The organism is Erythrobacter sp. (assembly GCF_030066995.1).
Lineage (GTDB): Bacteria > Pseudomonadota > Alphaproteobacteria > Sphingomonadales > Sphingomonadaceae > Erythrobacter.
The window spans coordinates 111,830-127,777 of the sequence record NZ_JASJAP010000004.1 but is presented as its reverse complement, the minus strand read 5'-3'; the positions used below and the strand labels follow the sequence as shown (position 1 = coordinate 127,777).

The 15,948-nt window shown below is 62.1% G+C and carries 18 protein-coding genes; 11 read left to right on the top strand and 7 right to left on the bottom strand.

Features of this window, described 5'->3' with window-relative positions; all coding sequences use genetic code 11:
* Nucleotides 1-34: 34 nt before the first annotated feature.
* Genes QNI87_RS10745 through QNI87_RS10735 form a run of 3 tightly spaced genes read right to left on the bottom strand, consistent with a single transcriptional unit; the run spans nt 35 to nt 1,889 of the window.
* Nucleotides 35-772 (bottom strand): YgjP-like metallopeptidase domain-containing protein, encoded by a 738-nt coding sequence (locus QNI87_RS10745; protein ID WP_300596304.1) that lies wholly within the window; start codon nt 770-772, stop codon nt 35-37.
* On the bottom strand, nt 769-1,278 hold the full coding sequence (locus tag QNI87_RS10740) for a YcgN family cysteine cluster protein (protein ID WP_300596302.1): 510 nt from the start codon (nt 1,276-1,278) through the stop codon (nt 769-771). Before QNI87_RS10740 ends, QNI87_RS10745 begins: the two co-directional genes overlap by 4 nt.
* Nucleotides 1,266-1,889, bottom strand: a complete 624-nt coding sequence (locus tag QNI87_RS10735; protein WP_300596300.1) for an SCO family protein — start codon at nt 1,887-1,889, stop codon at nt 1,266-1,268. The genes QNI87_RS10740 and QNI87_RS10735 overlap by 13 nt, the downstream gene beginning before the upstream one ends.
* 124 nt (nt 1,890-2,013) lie before the next feature.
* On the opposite strand from QNI87_RS10735, the gene QNI87_RS10730 reads away from it, so the two are divergent.
* The 4 genes from QNI87_RS10730 (at nt 2,014) to QNI87_RS10715 (ending at nt 5,014) form a co-directional block, all read left to right on the top strand.
* Nucleotides 2,014-2,670 carry an ankyrin repeat domain-containing protein gene (locus QNI87_RS10730; RefSeq protein ID WP_300596298.1) on the top strand — a complete coding sequence of 219 codons (657 nt, stop codon included), beginning with the start codon at nt 2,014-2,016 and terminating at the stop codon, nt 2,668-2,670.
* A 1-nt stretch (nt 2,671) separates the two neighbouring features.
* Nucleotides 2,672-3,361, top strand: a complete 690-nt coding sequence (locus QNI87_RS10725; protein ID WP_300596296.1) for a COQ9 family protein — start codon at nt 2,672-2,674, stop codon at nt 3,359-3,361.
* Nucleotides 3,362-3,494: 133 nt separating this feature from the next.
* Entirely contained in the window at nt 3,495-4,016 is a 522-nt protein-coding gene (gene ssb / locus QNI87_RS10720) for a single-stranded DNA-binding protein (protein ID WP_300596294.1), read from the top strand.
* Nucleotides 4,017-4,180: 164 nt separating this feature from the next.
* Entirely contained in the window at nt 4,181-5,014 is an 834-nt protein-coding gene (locus tag QNI87_RS10715; RefSeq protein WP_300596292.1) for a DUF5694 domain-containing protein, read from the top strand.
* Here QNI87_RS10715 and QNI87_RS10710 read toward each other — a convergent pair.
* On the bottom strand, nt 5,011-6,051 hold the full coding sequence (locus QNI87_RS10710) for a hypothetical protein (RefSeq protein ID WP_300596290.1): 1,041 nt from the start codon (nt 6,049-6,051) through the stop codon (nt 5,011-5,013). The genes QNI87_RS10715 and QNI87_RS10710 overlap by 4 nt on opposite strands.
* 177 nt (nt 6,052-6,228) lie before the next feature.
* On the opposite strand from QNI87_RS10710, the gene QNI87_RS10705 reads away from it, so the two are divergent.
* Together QNI87_RS10705 and QNI87_RS10700 are read left to right on the top strand one after the other, a co-directional pair.
* A complete protein-coding gene (locus QNI87_RS10705; protein ID WP_300596288.1) occupies nt 6,229-6,633 on the top strand; it encodes a hypothetical protein in 405 nt (134 codons plus the stop codon).
* Nucleotides 6,630-6,848, top strand: coding sequence for a helix-turn-helix transcriptional regulator (locus QNI87_RS10700; protein WP_300596286.1), 219 nt, complete (start codon nt 6,630-6,632; stop codon nt 6,846-6,848). Before QNI87_RS10705 ends, QNI87_RS10700 begins: the two co-directional genes overlap by 4 nt.
* On the opposite strand, the gene QNI87_RS10695 is transcribed toward QNI87_RS10700, so the two are convergent.
* Together QNI87_RS10695 and QNI87_RS10690 are read right to left on the bottom strand one after the other, a co-directional pair.
* Nucleotides 6,845-7,396, bottom strand: a complete 552-nt coding sequence (locus QNI87_RS10695; protein WP_300596283.1) for a DUF177 domain-containing protein — start codon at nt 7,394-7,396, stop codon at nt 6,845-6,847. The two genes, QNI87_RS10700 and QNI87_RS10695, sit on opposite strands and share 4 nt — an antisense overlap.
* 5 nt (nt 7,397-7,401) lie before the next feature.
* A complete protein-coding gene (locus QNI87_RS10690) occupies nt 7,402-7,929 on the bottom strand; it encodes a ubiquinol-cytochrome C chaperone family protein (RefSeq protein WP_300596281.1) in 528 nt (175 codons plus the stop codon).
* A 308-nt stretch (nt 7,930-8,237) separates the two neighbouring features.
* Between QNI87_RS10690 and bamE the strand changes: the two genes are divergently transcribed.
* From bamE to QNI87_RS10665, 5 genes are all read left to right on the top strand, one after another.
* Complete coding sequence (gene bamE / locus QNI87_RS10685; protein WP_300596279.1) at nt 8,238-8,729, top strand: outer membrane protein assembly factor BamE; 492 nt, start codon at nt 8,238-8,240, stop codon at nt 8,727-8,729.
* A gap of 94 nt (nt 8,730-8,823) precedes the next feature.
* Nucleotides 8,824-9,384, top strand: coding sequence for an ATP-dependent protease subunit HslV (gene hslV / locus QNI87_RS10680; protein ID WP_300596277.1), 561 nt, complete (start codon nt 8,824-8,826; stop codon nt 9,382-9,384).
* A gap of 20 nt (nt 9,385-9,404) precedes the next feature.
* On the top strand, nt 9,405-10,703 hold the full coding sequence (gene hslU, locus QNI87_RS10675; RefSeq protein ID WP_300596275.1) for an ATP-dependent protease ATPase subunit HslU: 1,299 nt from the start codon (nt 9,405-9,407) through the stop codon (nt 10,701-10,703).
* The gene (locus tag QNI87_RS10670; protein ID WP_300596274.1) at nt 10,700-11,101 is read left to right on the top strand and encodes an ACT domain-containing protein; all 402 of its coding nucleotides are present in this window, start codon (nt 10,700-10,702) and stop codon (nt 11,099-11,101) included. The genes hslU and QNI87_RS10670 overlap by 4 nt, the downstream gene beginning before the upstream one ends.
* Before the next feature lie 98 nt (nt 11,102-11,199).
* The gene (locus QNI87_RS10665) at nt 11,200-14,049 is read left to right on the top strand and encodes a pitrilysin family protein (RefSeq protein WP_300596273.1); all 2,850 of its coding nucleotides are present in this window, start codon (nt 11,200-11,202) and stop codon (nt 14,047-14,049) included.
* Between the two features lie 6 nt (nt 14,050-14,055).
* Here QNI87_RS10665 and QNI87_RS10660 read toward each other — a convergent pair whose 3' ends face one another.
* A complete protein-coding gene (locus tag QNI87_RS10660) occupies nt 14,056-15,894 on the bottom strand; it encodes an ABC transporter ATP-binding protein/permease (protein ID WP_300596272.1) in 1,839 nt (612 codons plus the stop codon).
* Nucleotides 15,895-15,948 lie beyond the last annotated feature (54 nt).

Genomic DNA, 15,948 nt, shown 5'->3' with positions numbered 1-15,948 from the left:
CGCCTAAGTAATCGTCGCAAGAGCGTCCAGAAGATCAACCGAACGCGGTGTAGAGGTTGCGCCCGTTGTCCTTCAGCCAGCGGTCCGCCTGACCGATATCGCCTTCGTAAATGTCGCCCAGCAGAGCGTGGAAAGCGGGGCTGTGATCGAAGTGGACAAGGTGGGCCACTTCATGCGCGACGACGGAGCGGCGAACGAAATCGGGCGCTTGAACCAGCCGCCAGTTGATCCGGATGCGCCGCTGCCCGGATTGGCCGCCATCCGAACAGCTTCCCCAGCGCTTCTGGGCGCGGCTGAGCCCGATCGGCACAGGTTGCAGCTTGGCCGCGCGCGCGTAGTCGGTCAGATCGCTTTCGAACAAACCTAGTGCCTCGCGCTCAAGCCAGCGGCGCAGGCGCGCCTCAAGCCCTTCGATCGCGCCGCCGACGCGCAATTGAGCGCCCTCGCGCAACGGGCGTCGAGGCGCGCCCTTGTCCCAGGCGATCGTCAACGCGTCGCCGCGATACCTGAGGTCGCCGCCCGCACTTGGCCGCGTGCGTCGCGGAATGCGCGCGTGCTGACCCGCGAGCCAGACCTGGCGGGCGTGCGCGAAGGCGATGGCGTCCGCGCTGCGCGCCCAGCGAGGCAGGGTGATCTGGACCGCCTGCCCGTCCGGTGCCAGCCTCAGCGTCAGACGTTTGGCGGCAGAGTGACGGCGAAGGACAATCGGGACGCATTCCCCGTTGAGGTTGATCTCGGGATCCATCAACACCCGCTTCAGACCGTCGATCACGTTTCGAAGTCTCCCCTTGGCTCGCTCCCCTCTTCAAGCTCAGCCGGGGCCGCTTTGTCCAGCCGCACCGGTCCCCATTCCACGATATGGTGTTCGAGCGGTCCCGCTTCGCTCTCGCTCACCACCCGGCCCGCAACCCCCACGCCCACGCGGTGGACCGCCTCGCGGTCTCCGCTGATGAGATAGTGCCAGGATGGCAGGCTGCGCCCTTCGGCCCGGACGCGGTAAGCGCAGGTCGAAGGCAGCCATGGCACGTCCTCGACGATCGCAAGCGTCAAACGCAGGCAATCGGGCACAAAGGCCTTGCGGTTGCGGTAATCGGAGCAACAGGCGGTTTTGGTGTCGAGCAGCTTGCACGCGACATTTGTCTGTTCGATCTCGCCGGTATCCGCGTCTTCGATCTTGTGCGTGCAACAGCGCCCGCAGCCATCGCACAGCGCCTCCCACTCCGCGCGGTTGAGCTCGCCCAGAGGCAGCGTCCAGAAACGGTCTCTCAGCTCGCCCATTTCTCGATTTCGTCGGCGACCGCCTCGGATCCCTCGTTTGTCGGCAACATGGCAAGCGGCTCACCATCGGGATCGAACAAATAGACGATGTTGGTGTGGTCGACGAGATAGCCGCCGTTCGGCGTCTCCTCGCCCTTTTTGTAGTAGACGCGAAAAGCGTCCGCCGCCGCCTTGACGGCTTCCGGACTGCCTGTGAGGCCAACCAGATCGTCGGAGAATGCCGAGACGAACTCCCCGACCACCTCGGGCGTGTCGCGCTCAGGATCGATCGAGATAAAAACCGCTTGAGTCCGGGAGGCCAGCGCGGGGTTGCGCTCTTTGAGGATGCGCAGCCCTTGCGCGGTGCGCTGCATGTCCGTGGGGCAGACATCGGGGCAATAGGCGTAGCCGAAGTAGACCACTGCGTAAGAGCCACGAAAATCGTCCCAGGCAACAGTTTTGCCGGTGGAACTGGTGAGCGTGAATGCTCCGCCAATATCGGCCCCCGCCAGAGGGGCAGGCCCTGGTGTGCCCGCGCCCGGCGCGCACGCTGCAAGACCCGCAGAGCCAAGAGTGACAAGCAAGGCGGAGCGAAGGACGGCGTGGATCGGGGGCTTTGCGCGGGTATTCATGCTCTGCTAACGGGCGGACAAGCAGGAGATTACAGCCAAGACGCGCGAGGCGCAAAGGCTTGAGGGGCTTGTCCGGTCTCCTTCTGATGACAATATGTGACAGCAAATGCGAAAGGATCAAAGCGTGTCGGGCTTCGTTGTGCGCAAACTAGGAATTGGCGGCGCGATTGCCAGTGCCGTGTTCTTCACCGGTCTTGCGGGGGTTGCGCCCGCGCAGTTGACCGCGCCGGCTGCCGCGCAGATGTTTTCGCAAGGCTATGAGTTCCTCGAAGCGGTCAAGGAGCGCGATGGCGACGCGGTGACCGAGATGCTGAACCAGCCCGGTACCCAGGTGGTCAACACGCGCGATATCACCAATGGCCAAACCGGTTTGCACATCGTGGCGCAGCGACGCGACGCGTTGTGGATTCGTTTTCTGATCCAGCGCGGCGCCGATCCGAACATTAGGGACAAAACGGGCACCTACCCGATCCAGATTTCCGCCGCGCTCGGCGATATCGACAGTGTCGAGGCGCTGATCAAGGGCGGCGCCCAGGTTGATGTGGCCGACCAGCAGGGCGAGACGCCGCTAATCTCTGCGGTGCATAAGCGCGATATTGCGCTGATCGCGCGCCTGCTGAAAGAGGGTGCGAACCCCGACCGCAGCGACAATTCCGGACGCTCGGCGCGCGATTACGCGGAACTTCTGATCGGCAATGAGCGGATCATGGAGGAGTTCGCCTCAGCTGACGCTGAAAGGGGGAAAAAGGGAACTACCGAGCAGTACGGGCCTTCTTTCTGATATGACCGACACCGCCCGCGCCGATTTCGCCGACATGACCCTCGATGAGCTGCGCGTGGCGCTGGCTCCTGACATTGCGGCGTCCGCTATCTTCGATGGCTGGAACGAGACCGCTCTGGTGGCGGCCGCGGAAATGGCGGGGTGCGACGTGGACATCGCCAAGCTTGCCTTTCCCCCGAAGCCGCTGAACGGTCGGTCGATGGATATGATCGAGGCGTGGGTCACCAGCGTCGATCAGGCGATGGAAGCCGAGTGGCCGGCCGAACGTCTGGCCGAGCTCAAAATTCGCGAGCGCATTCGCGAACTCGTCGCTTTCCGGTTGAAGGCGGTCGAGGACATCGACGAAGCGGTGCGACGCGCGCTTTCCGTCATGGCCATGCCGCAAAATGCGCCGCGTGCGCTTCAGATCGGCTGGCGCAGCGCGGACATCATGTGGCGCCTCGCGGGCGATACGTCGACGGACTACAATCACTACACCAAGCGCACGATCCTGGCGGGCATCTACTCTGCAACTCTGGCGTATTTCGTGAACGATGATAGCGAGGGCAAGGAGAAGACCTACGCGTTTCTCGATCGGCGCATTGACGGGGTGATGCGGTTTGAAAAGGCCAAGGCGAAGTTCACCAATCGCGACATCGAATTGCCCAGTTTGACGCGCTTTCTGGGGCGTCTTCGCTACCCTTCTAAGTGATTTCCACCATATCGGAGGTGGAAAAGGTCGCGCGCGGCTCGCCTAGTTGCGCTTACCTGTCCTAATACATTGTCAGAGAATCGCTCGCGCGATCGGCGCGGGCGCGTGTTTTGACGGGAAGGACTAACGGCTCATGGCAGGCTCGCTCAACAAGGTGATGCTGATTGGCAATCTCGGGGCAGACCCGGAAATCCGCAGTTTCCAGAACGGAGGCCGGGTGGCGAACCTGCGCATTGCGACCAGCGAACAATGGAAGGATCGCAACACGGGAGAGCGCCGCGAAAAGACTGAGTGGCACACGGTTGCGATCTTCTCGGACGGGCTCGTCGGCGTGGTTGAGCGCTACCTCAAAAAGGGCAGCAAGGTCTTCATTGAAGGCCAGCTCGAAACCCGCAAATGGCAGGACCAGAACGGCCAGGATCGCTACTCGACCGAGGTTGTGATCCGCAACTACGGCGGCACACTGACCATGCTCGATGGGCGCGGCGATGGTGGCGGTGGCGGTGGCGGTGGCGGAAGCTACGGCGGTGGGCAAAGCTCAGGCGGTGGCGGTCAGGGTGGCGGCTGGAGCCAGGGCGGTGGTGGTCAGGGTAGCGGCTCGGGCGCAAGTTCCGGTGGCGGCTACGATGATCTGGACGACGATATTCCGTTCTGACCAACGGGCGCGGATTGGGTGATCGTCCGCGCTCTTGCGCGCATGCCCGCCAGCGCCTTTCGGTTTCAGCAAGCGAATTGACGCGCAATTTCGCTACTGTATTATGACACCAGTACAGTAATGGAGGTTCCTTTATGTGGTGTCGATCCCTAGCGGCTCTGCTCATGGGTCTTTCGGCTTCGGTCGTTGTCGCGCAGCCAGCGGATGCCGAAACCTCCGACGCAGCAGAGCCGACCGAAGCCATTCAGGTGATGGTCCTTGGCCTTTATCACTTTGCCAATCCCGGCGCCGATATGGTCAATTCCCAGGTGGACGACATGCTCGCGCCCAGGCGCCAGCAGGAGATCGAGGCCCTGGTCGAAAGTCTTGCTGACTGGGGACCGACCAAGATCGCTCTCGAGGATGAGGCGTCCGCGCCGACTTTCGAGCTGGAAGGTTACGCGCGCAGCGAAGAGCTCCTCAAGACCTCACCCAATGAAACCGTCCAGATCGGGTATCGCCTCGGGCGCAGGCTGGGTCACAAGGCGGTCTATGGCTATGACGAACGCAGTGGAGAGGGAGAGCCCGATTACTTTCCGATGGAGAAAGTCCAGGCATTCGCCGTTGAGAACGGCCAGATGCCGATACTCGAAAAATTGATCGGTGAGGTGCAGGCGTATTCGAGCGAGCAAGACGCCGAGCGCGAGACACAGAGCGTGGCTGAATCGCTCTACGCCCACAACGATGGCGCGCAGCTTTCAGCCCGGCACGACAGGCTTTACTATTCGCTGATCCGCATTGGCGATGGCGAGAGTCAGCCAGGGGCGGAGCTCAACGCCTATTGGTACATGCGCAACGCCAAGATGTTCGGCAAGATCGACATGATAGCTGAGCCGGGGGACCGCGTGCTCGTTATCGCGGGAAGCGGCCACGCGCCCTGGCTTCGGCACTTTGCCCAGCGTATGCCGGGCTTCGAACTGGTCGAAACGATGCCCTATCTGGAGCGGGCGGCGCGTTAATTGCGCGCCTCTCGCTTGTCGTCTTTCTCAACGCCGGCCTCGCCATAAGCGAGGACGCGCTGGAATGGCTCCATCATGTCGGCGCGCTGCCGATTGGCGCTGACGTCAGAGCGCGCGGAGTAGAGCGAGACCAATAGCGCCAGATCGACACGGGTCAGCGAAGGTTGACGCTGATCAACCGCGAGGTCCTGATCAAACAGATTTAGGATCGTGTCCGCCTTCTTTGACGGGCCGCGTCTGAGCTGGATTTGCATCATTCCGCGCATCAGCGCGTAGTCCGCCAGTTGGATCGCGCTGACGCCTTCCAGCGCGTCGCGCTCGACCAGAACAAAGGCACGGGTGATTTCCTCTGGATAAGGGATGCGAATGTAAGGGTTCACCGGGTGGTTGTTGTGGGCCAGATTGATGGCCAGCCCGTCCGATAGACCCAGCCCACCCGTGAAATTGCTGAAACCCGCGCCGCCCGTCAGACTGCTGACGGTCATGGCGCCGCCGTTTTGGCTGGCTCCTTGAAACAGGACATGCCACGCATAGGCCGGGCCGCCGCTTCGCATAACGGTGTCTCGGGCGTGAGGAGGGATCAAGCCGAACGCCGTTCGGTTATATTGCTGGCGCCAGCGCTTTATCGTCGCAGGCCCATTATCGACCAGCGCCAAAACCAGGTTGAACGTGCAGTCCTCATCCTCGCTCACCGCAATGCCCGCGGCCTCGGACACCGTGCGCATTCGGTCGATCACGAATTGCCTGGAGACCTCTTCCAGCCCGATCACGGCCGGGCACAAAGGATCGCCCTGCTTGGCGTAAAACCTGGTTGCGCCGACGCGTTCAGGGAAAAGGATGTCCACGATATAATCGCGCACCTCATCGTCCGGAATGCGATCGCCGATCACAAGGATCTCAGGGTCCGGCGCTTCAGCTGGGGGGCTTTCCGGTCCGCGCGTTTCGAAGGCGTTGAGTTCAGGCTCTTGCCCGGTCTCCTGCGCGGCCAAACTCGTAGCGGCGCACATAGCAACAAGCGCAGTGGCAAGACGGTTCATTGTTGCTCGCATAGGTCCACCTAACTCTTTGCCCGTCCAGACTAAAACTTGTTCAGCGATGCCTTTACGAGCCCTGAATAGGTCGGTTGGCGGCAGAAAAGTTAAGATGTTTTGACATCGTCGCGAAACATGTTAAGAACTTTTGACATTCGCACGGCTGATCGAAGGAGTTTACCGGTGCTCAAACTCTCTTACACGTGGCGCATACGCCTCTATCTGGTGGCCGGGGCGATCGTCACGATCGCGTTCGGTCTGGTCGCGGGAAGCCTCTCGCGCATCGGGGACGAGGGCGAGTACTTCTGGCTCATCTTTCCCGCGCTGCTGGTGCTGGCAATGGGCCTTGCCTGGTTCGTCTACATCTGGTTGCGCGCGCTGGATGATGTGCAAAAGGCTGGCCAAGTGAACAGCTGGTATTGGGGCGGGTGCATTGGTGCACTGGTATTCATTCTGTACCTCGTCGCCGATCGCGCGCAGCACAGCGAATACGGGCAAGGCGCCTTTGCGATGTTTGGCGCACAGTTTGTGGGCTTTGTGGTGATGTGGGGCGTTTGGAAGCTGCGCGGCATGGTACGCGCCGAATGAAAAACCGTCTTCGCGAATTGCGCAAAGGGCGCGGGCTCAACCAAGCGCAATTGGCCGACCTCTTGGAGATATCACGCCAGACGATCATCGCGATGGAAGCCGATAAATACGATCCGTCTCTGCCGATGGCCTATCGCATGGCGGCGTATTTCGACATTCCGGTTGAAGACCTCTTCTTCAATCCTTGGCGGAAAACCGACGAGAAGGAGCGCTAGGTCTCCTTACGCAGCGCAGCTAGGCCAGCGGCGAGCGGTCCGTCCTGCTGGCCTTCTTCTACAATACCTGCCTTTTTGCGCGCATCGCTCGCCCCGGGGCCTTCGGCATAGGGATCAATCGCAAGCCCCAGTGTTTGCGCCACCGCTTCGCCCAGATCGAAGCTGTCGCCGCTGTATTCGATCTCGTCGCAGTCATCGGCGGTGAGTTCGTAATCTATCTCGTCTTCCTCGCTCGGGGTCAGCGCGGCGGTGCCCTGTTCGATGAAGCGAAGCGCGATTGGCTCTTCGATCTCGACCGTGAAAGGTTCGCCCGACACCGCGCACGCTTGCGTGATGCGGGCGCGCAGGCCGCCTTCGGCCCGAATACCCTTCTTGCACAATTCCAGACCGACTTCAGCGTCGAGCGTCTCCACGCTGACAAGCGAAAAGCGCTCCGCCAAGGCCGCGCGCTCGCGCTCATCCGCCTCGATTACCACTGCGCTCGCCGGCAACAGTCGCGATTTGACCACACGGGTCAGCTCAGGCGCCTTGTCTTTTGATCCCAACATTGCATTCACCAGATCCCATTGGCTTTTAATAGCTCGTCATCGCTGCGCGCGGCAAGCCGGTCGCTCAGCGCCAGCAACTTGTCGGCAACGCCCGCAGCGCCAGTTTCCTCGTCACCGTCTTGCGTAAATGTGACGTTGCGCCTGACAGCGGCAATCATGCGATCGCGATCCTTGGCGTTTAGCGCGCTGCGATAGGAACCCAGCCGGCCGCCGAGCACGCTCATCAACTTGCCCATGCGCTTACCCACGACGACGTCGTTTACGCCAAATTCGCGCAATTGCCCGTCCATATCTTCAACGAACAGCTCAGCGAGAAGTGCGCTCTCCGCGCGCATCTCGCTCGCCTCGATGCGGACCATGACGGTGCACAAAACCGCCGTGATAAGGTCGAAGCGCCCGCCCACGGTGTCCGCCACATTGCAGTCGGTGTAGTAAGAGGGCTCCCGCGCGAGCTCGACCACTCGGTGCCAGAGCGGTCGGATGGCCTCGCGCGGATCGGGCGCGGTTCCCAACAGGCGGGAAAGAAAGGACATAGCTTGCGGGTTTCCCTAGGCGTCTCCAGCGGATTAGGAGACTGTGCGTATCCTTCAAACACAAAGCGCGCTGCGATGTTCCTCAGTCGCACCCGGCTGACCGGAAAGGGGCAGGCCACCGCGTTCATTGGCTTTTCAAGACGCTTGCGTCAGGTCTTGTCCCAGTTTGAGCCCGCTGCTGTGGCTCGTTGCCGCCCGATCGCCTTCGCGGCGTTGCATGGCGGCAGGGTTCGGCTTAAAGCCAGGGCCAGCGCCCGGCCTTTCGCACGGCGGGGCCCGCATAGAGCATTAGGGAATTGACGGGACGTATGCAGATAATGGGTTCGATCGGTGCAAGAGTGATGGTCTTGGCCGGCGTGCTGGCCACCTTGGGCGCGTGCTCTTCGATCCGCGAATCGCGCGGTTATGTCTCGGACAACGTGCTCCTGCGCAGCGTCCAGCCGGGAATCGACAATCTGCGCTCGGTTGAAGGGACGTTGGGCCGACCCACCTTTGCCAGCCAGTATGGCGAGCCGACCTGGTACTATGTTTCCAGCGTAACGGGACGCAAACCCTTCGTGCGCCCCCGGATAAAGACGCACGGCGTGCTGGCGGTTAAATTCGATGACGCGGGAAATGTGACGTCGATTGAGCGGTCTGGTGTTGATAAGGTGGTGTATCTGCGTCCCAACGGCGACAAGACGCCCACACTGGGCCGCGAGCGCGGATTTCTCGAAGATCTGTTCGGCAATATCGGCCAGGTTGGCGCGGGTGGTCCGGGAGGCGGACCGGGCGGTCCCGGTGGCCCTGGCGGTCCGTAAGCCAACGCTCGGTACGGCCTAGAACGGCGCGCGTGACGGGCCCTAAGCCAAGCTATGGGTTGAACCCACCCCGACCGCTCCATATTTCCCGCGCATGACTGACACTCAGGCAAGCCACGGCCTCACCCAGTGGCACGGAACCACCATCGTTGGCGTTAAGCGTGGCGGCACCACCGTTATAGCGGGCGACGGCCAGGTCTCTATGGGCAACACCGTGATGAAGCCCAACGCGCGCAAAGTGCGCCGGATCGGTGAGGATGGAAAAGTTGTCGCCGGCTTTGCTGGTGCGACGGCGGACGCTTTCACATTGTTCGAACGGCTAGAGGCCAAGCTGGAGCAGTACTCGGGCCAGCTTCTGCGCGCAGCGGTGGAGCTGGCCAAGGACTGGCGCACCGATAAGTATCTGCGTAATTTGGAAGCCTTGATGATCGTCGCGGATGAAGAGACATTGCTGGTGCTGACCGGCAACGGCGACGTGCTCGAACCCGAAGCGGGAATCGCAGCGATCGGCTCTGGTGGGAATTACGCGCTCGCCGCCGCCCGCGCGCTCAGCGACTACGAAGACGACGCGGAGACGATTGCGCGCAAGGCGATGGCCGTTGCCGCGGATATCTGCGTGTTTACCAACGGTGAAGTGACGCTCGAGGCCGTCTGACCCCTTTTCGAAAGCTATTCATGGACAACCTGACCCCAAAGGCGATTGTCGCCGCTCTGGATGATCACATCATCGGCCAGAAGGACGCCAAGCGCGCGGTGGCTGTCGCGCTGCGCAATCGCTGGCGGCGCCAGCGACTTGGCCCTGACCTGCGCGATGAGGTGACGCCCAAGAACATCCTGATGATAGGTCCGACCGGCTGCGGCAAGACCGAGATCAGCCGTCGTCTCGCCAAACTGGCAGAGGCCCCCTTCGTGAAGGTCGAGGCAACGAAGTTTACCGAAGTTGGCTATGTCGGGCGCGACGTTGAACAGATCGCGCGCGACCTCGTCGAAGAAGCGATCCGGCTCGAGAAGGACCGTCGCCGCGAGGCCGTTCGCGAGGCGGCTTCCGAGGCTGCAATGGAGCGCCTGCTCGACGCGCTGGTCGGTCAGAACGCGAGCGAGGCGACGCGTGAGAGCTTCCGCGCGCGCATCATCGACAATTCGATGAACGACACCGAGGTCGAAATCGAAGTCGCTGAAGAACGCTCAATGCCTTTCGACATGGGCAATATGGGCGGCAATGTGGGTATGATCGACTTGTCCGACATGATGGGCAAGGCGCTGGGCAAGAAACCGACCAAGCGCCAGAAGCTGCGTGTGCCCGATGCCTGGGACAAGCTGGTCGATGAGGAGGCCGACAAGCGCCTGGATGACGACGATGTCGCGCAAAGCGCGTTGCGCAACGCGGAAACCAACGGGATCGTCTTTCTCGACGAGATCGACAAGATCGCAGTCTCCGATGTGCGGGGCGGCAGCGTCAGCCGCGAAGGCGTGCAGCGCGATCTCCTGCCGCTGATCGAAGGCACTACGGTGGCGACCAAATACGGCCCGATGAAGACCGATCACGTCCTCTTCATCGCGTCCGGTGCGTTCCACGTCGCCAAGCCATCGGACATGTTGCCCGAATTGCAGGGACGCCTCCCAATCCGCGTGAACTTGCGCGCGCTGACCGAAGAGGACTTCGTGCGCATCCTTGCCGAAACGAGGGCCAACCTCGTCGAGCAGTATCGCGCGCTGATCGGGACGGAAAAGGTCGAACTCGACATAACCCCCGACGCCATCACCGAGGTTGCGCGGATCGCGGCTCAGGTGAATGAGAGCGTCGAAAACATAGGCGCGCGGCGCTTGCAGACCGTAATGGAAAAGCTGCTTGAGGAAATCAGCTTCGAGGCCGAGGAATACGCGGATCAGACGGTCACTGTCGATGCGGCCTATGTCAAAGAGCGTCTGGCGGATCTTGCAGGCGACACCGATTTGTCGAAATACATTCTGTGAGCGCCGCACCCGTCAGCCAACTGAAGGCGATGCTGGCTGGCATGAACCCCAAACTCTGCGAGGCGCCCTATCGGTTCGTTGCGCACGGGCCTGATGAAGATTTCATCGACCTTCTTCACCGCACCTTTGCGATGGTGCGCGAGGATGAGGGGATGACCCTGGTGATCCGCGCGCGGCGCGATGATCCCGGCCCGTTCTTCGCGCGCGTCACCTTGCAGGTGCACTCCGATTTGGAAGCGGTGGGCTTGACTGCCGGGGTATCGGCCGCGTTGGCCGATGTGGGCCTGGCATGCAATGTGATCGCGGGCTTCCACCACGATCATCTGTTCGTGCCGTGGGAAGACCGCGCGCAGGCGCTTGAAGCACTGGAGCGCCTCAGCCTCGACGCTGGTCGATAAAATATGCCAATATTCGGGGGCGCAGCCGCACCGCCCCTTGAGCCCAAGGGCGCAGTGCGCTTAGCTTCGAGGCACAAGACAAATGAGGATATTCTATCATGATGCGGGCTATTTTGATCGGCGGCGCGGCTGCGCTCAGCGTATGTGCAGGCTCGGCTGCCATGGCTGAGGAAGCCGCCGAGAGCGCGAACGCGCCACCCTCTACGCTGTCCGCGCCCAAGATCGAATACACGCGCTGGGTGCTTGAGAACGGGCTTGAGGTTATCGCTCTGCCCGACAATTCGACTGCCAACGTCACCACCTCATTATGGTACAAGGTCGGCTCGAAGCACGATCCGGAGGGGCGCGCGGGCTTCAGCCACCTGTTCGAACACATCTCGAGCCGCAAGACGGTCAATATGCCGCTTAACATGGTCAATCGACTGACCGAGGATGTGGGTGGGCAGCGAAACGCCTCGAATTGGATCGATCGCACCAACTATTACGAAACGGTGCCCGCCCAGTACCTGGAAACCATGCTGTGGACCCATCGTGAGCGCATGGCCTTCCTGGTGGTCGATGAGGAGGTGTTCGAGAAGGAGCGCTCGGTTGTGAAGGAAGAACTGCGCCAACGCGTGCTCGCGCCGCCCTATGGCCGCCTTCAGCGCTTCGTTATTCCGGAAAACGCGTTTGACGTCTTGCCTATGCGGCGCCCCGGTATTGGATCGATCGAAGAGCTGGACGACGCCACACTGGAGGACGCGCGCGCCTTTCATCAGGCGTTCTATGGTCCTGACACAGCGACGTTGATCGTGGCGGGCAATTTCGAAGTCCCGCGCCTCAAAGAACTGGCCGACACCTACTTTGCCGATATCCCCCGCCGCGCGAATCCGGTTAGCCTCGATATACCGTTGGAGGAACCCCGGCGCACCCAGCCTCGCAGCGTCAGCGCGGCGGCGCCCAATGTGCCGCTGCCGCTGATCGGAGATTTGTGGAAAGGCCCCTCGGTCACGCACCCCGATGCCGCTGCGCTGGAAGTGCTCTCGACCGTGCTTTCCGGGGGAGAGAGCAGCCGCCTCAACGACGCTTTGGTGCGCAGCGGCAAGGCGGTCAACGCCGCGCATTTCGATTCGCTCACCATGGATGGCGGTTACATTGCAAGCTACGCGGTGCTCAGCCCGACGGGGAAGGCCGAGGAGGCGCGCGCGATTCTTGACGAGCAGATTGAACGAGTCCGTCGAGAGCCGGTGACCCAGGTTGAGCTCACCGAGGCCAAGAACCAGATTTTTTCCGCCGCGCTCTCCCAGCGCCAGACCGTGCGCGGTCGTGCCTTCGAACTGGGTGAGGCCTTGATGTCCACCGGTAACCCGGATGCAGCGGACATCCGGCTCGAACGCATCGCCGCGGTCACGCCGCAGGATATTCTGCGCGTCGCCCAAACCTGGCTTGACCCTCGTTCTAAGGTATCGATGGAGTACACACGCGGGGAGTACGATCCTGAGACGTTCGCCAACCCCTATCCGCGCCCCGACTACGGAAGCGTGGCCCCTCCAACAGGCGAGCCGCGCAAGGTTTTGCCGGAAGCCGAACGCATGGTTCCCCCGCCCGCGGGCGAAATCCCCGAGGTTGTGCGCGCGGACTTTGTCGAAACGCAGCTTTCCAACGGCATTCCGCTGGTCAGCACGCAGACAAGTGAGATTCCGATCGCCACTATCACTCTGGTAATGCCCGGCGGCGATGCCACGGATCCGCTAGCCAAAGCGGGCCTGGCGACGATGGCAGCGGACCTGGCCGACAACGGCACCACGACGCGAAGCGCAACACAGATCGCCGCCACTCTTGAAGCGCTGGGCGCAAGTGTCGGTATCTCGAGCGCGCGCGATGGAGTTTACGCCAGTGTGACGGCGCCTACGGCGAACCTCGCGGAAGCCGGCGCGGTGCTGGTCGATATCATTCAGAACTCCAACTACCCAGCGGAGGAGGTTGAGCGCGAGCGAAAGCGCACGCTCGATGGCTTTTCCGCCACCCTAAAGGATCCCGGCGCCCTCGCCAGTTTGGTCGCGACCCGGGTCCTTTATGGCGATGCGCCCTACGGCCGGGTTGGCAATCTGACCAGTATGGCTGCGATTAGCCGCGAAGATCTTCTGGTTCATCGGGAAACCTGGTGGCATCCGGGCCGGGCAAAGCTTGTGATCAGTGGCGGCATCAGCTCGAACGAAGCGGCAAACCTGGCTGAGAACCTGTTTGGCGATTGGACCAGCGACGCGCCCGCGCCTCAAGCGGTCGGCAAGCCAGCCGGGGAGCCCCTGCCACCTCGCACCCTTGTGATCGACATGCCTGAAGCCGGGCAGGCGGCGGTCGTCGCCGGCGTTCGCGCTACGTCGCGCTCGGATGAGGATTTCTACCGGCTGTGGCTCGCCAACACGGTTTTGGGCTCGGGCTCGAACGGTCGGCTGTTCGATGAGGTTCGCACCAAGCGCGGCCTTTCATATGGAGCGTATTCAAGCCTTGGGCAGAGCCTTGATGCCGCGCTTCTGACCGCGCGCTCGCAAACCAAAAACGAGACCGCTGACGAAGTCGCCGCGCTTTTCCTGGAACAATTTGAGCGACTGGGCGACGAGCCTCTCTATGAAGAGACTCTTCAAAAGCGGCGCCTCTATCTCTCTGGCGCGATCGCTCGGAGCTTGGAGACGACGGGCGGGTTCAACGGGCAGGTCGCCAATCTGATGCTGCGCGGGATCGAGCCGTCCGAAGCCTTCGCGATTTCGGAGCGCCTGTCGCAGGTGACTGCCGATGAGGCGGCAGAAATGGCTCGCAAGTATCTCTCGACGGATCGCGCGTCGCTGGTGATCGTCGGCGACGCCGAACAGTTCCTCGACGAACTCAAGGATCTGCGGGGCGAGGTCGAAGTGATCCCGGCGACACAGCTGGATCTCGGGACGGATGATCTGCGCAAGGCTGACGGATAGGGCGCTTTACTCCGCCGCTTGCGCTTCCAAGCCTTCGCTTTGCTCGCTTGCCTGGCGCGCCCACATTTCGGCGTAGAGGCCGTCTTTGGCGAGCAGCGCCGCGTGCGTGCCTTGCTCCACCAATTGCCCGCCATCGAGCACCAGAATGCGGTCCGCGTCCGCTATGGTGGACAGCCGATGCGCGATGGCAATCGTGGTGCGCCCGCGCGCCAGGCGTTTGAGCGTGCCCAAGATTTCCTGCTCGGTGCGCGTGTCGAGCGCGCTGGTGGCTTCGTCCAGCAGCAGGATGGGCGGGTCCTTAACCAGCGTGCGCGCGATGGCCACGCGTTGTTTCTCGCCGCCGGAAAGCTTGAGCCCGCGTTCGCCCACCGTCGTCTCGAAGCGATCGGGCAGCCGGTCAATCAGCGGCATGAGAGCTGCGTCGCGCGCCGCCTGTTCGACGGTCGCTTCGTCCGCATCTTCGGCGCCATAGGCGATATTGTAGCCCAGAGTGTCGTTGAACAGCACGCTATCCTGAGGCACGATCCCGATCGCGGCGCGCACCGTCTCCTGTTGCACGCTGGCAATGTCCTGCCCGTCGATCAGGATACGGCCCGCTTGCGGGTCATAAAAGCGAAACAGCAAGCGCCCTAGCGTGCTCTTGCCCGCGCCTGAGGGACCGACAATCGCAACCGTCTCTCCCGCGTGCACCTCAAAACTCAGGCCATGAAGGATAGTACGCTCGGGCGCGTAGCCGAACGTCACGTTTTCGAGAGTAAGCGAGGGCTTTTGCACCGCTAGCGTCGGCGCGCCGGGCGCGTCTTCGACTTCGATATCGGTGTCGATCAGGCGAAACATCTCGGCCATGTCGACAAGACCCTGACGGATCGTGCGATAGACCCAGCCCAACAGGTCGAGCGGACGGAAAAGCTGCATCAGGAATGTGTTGACCAGCACCAGATCGCCCACGCTCAACTGACCTCGGCTCCAGCCCCACACCGTGTAGGCCATCGCGCCCGCCATCAGCAGGTTGGTGATCGCTGATTGCGCGATATTGAGCAGGCCAAGCGAGCTTTCCGATTTGATCGCGGCTTCCGCATACGCGCGCGCCGCGCCCGAATAGCGCGCTTCCTCGCGCTTTTCGGCGCCGAAATACTTCACCGTTTCAAAGTTCAGCAGCGAGTCCACCGCGCGGTGCAGCGCCTTGCCGTCGAGGTCATTCATCTCTCGCCGCAGCTTGGTGCGCCATTCGGTGATCCAGCGCGTGACGAAGATGTAGGTGACGACGGTGAAAGCGGTTGCGGCGACCAGCTCGATCCCGAACTTGTAATAGAAGATTACACCCACCGCGATCAGCTCGATGGCTGTTGGGGCGATGTTGAAGAGCAGGAAGTAGAGCATCATCCCGATGCTCTTCGTGCCGCGCTCGATCACTTTGGTGACTTCGCCCGTGCGCCGGTTCAGGTGAAAGCGCAGCGAAAGCCGGTGGAGGCGATGAAAGACATCCTCGGAAAGGCGCAGGACCGCGCTCTGTTCAACGCGTTCGAAGGCCATGTTGCGAACATTGTCGAAGACCACTCCGGCGAAGCGGCCCAGACCGTAAGCGGCGACCAGCGCCAGAGCGACCAGCGCGCTCTCATCGACAGCGTCGCCTTGCGACATGGCATCGACCGCGCCCGAATAGGCAAAGGGCAGCGCCAGCGTCACGCCCTTGGCAAAGAGCACGAAGGTAAGCGCCACGATGATACGGCGGCGCAGCGGCCAGTTATCCTTGGGCCAGAGATACGGAAGAAAGCGCCTGAGCGTTGCCCAGCCTTCGGCCTCGGGCGGGGATGGTTCCTTGGGTTTGGAAGGGGCAGGCGTCATTGCGCCGCCTCATGTGGGCGCACGCGCGCTCGATAACAAGGCAGCCCTGCTTGG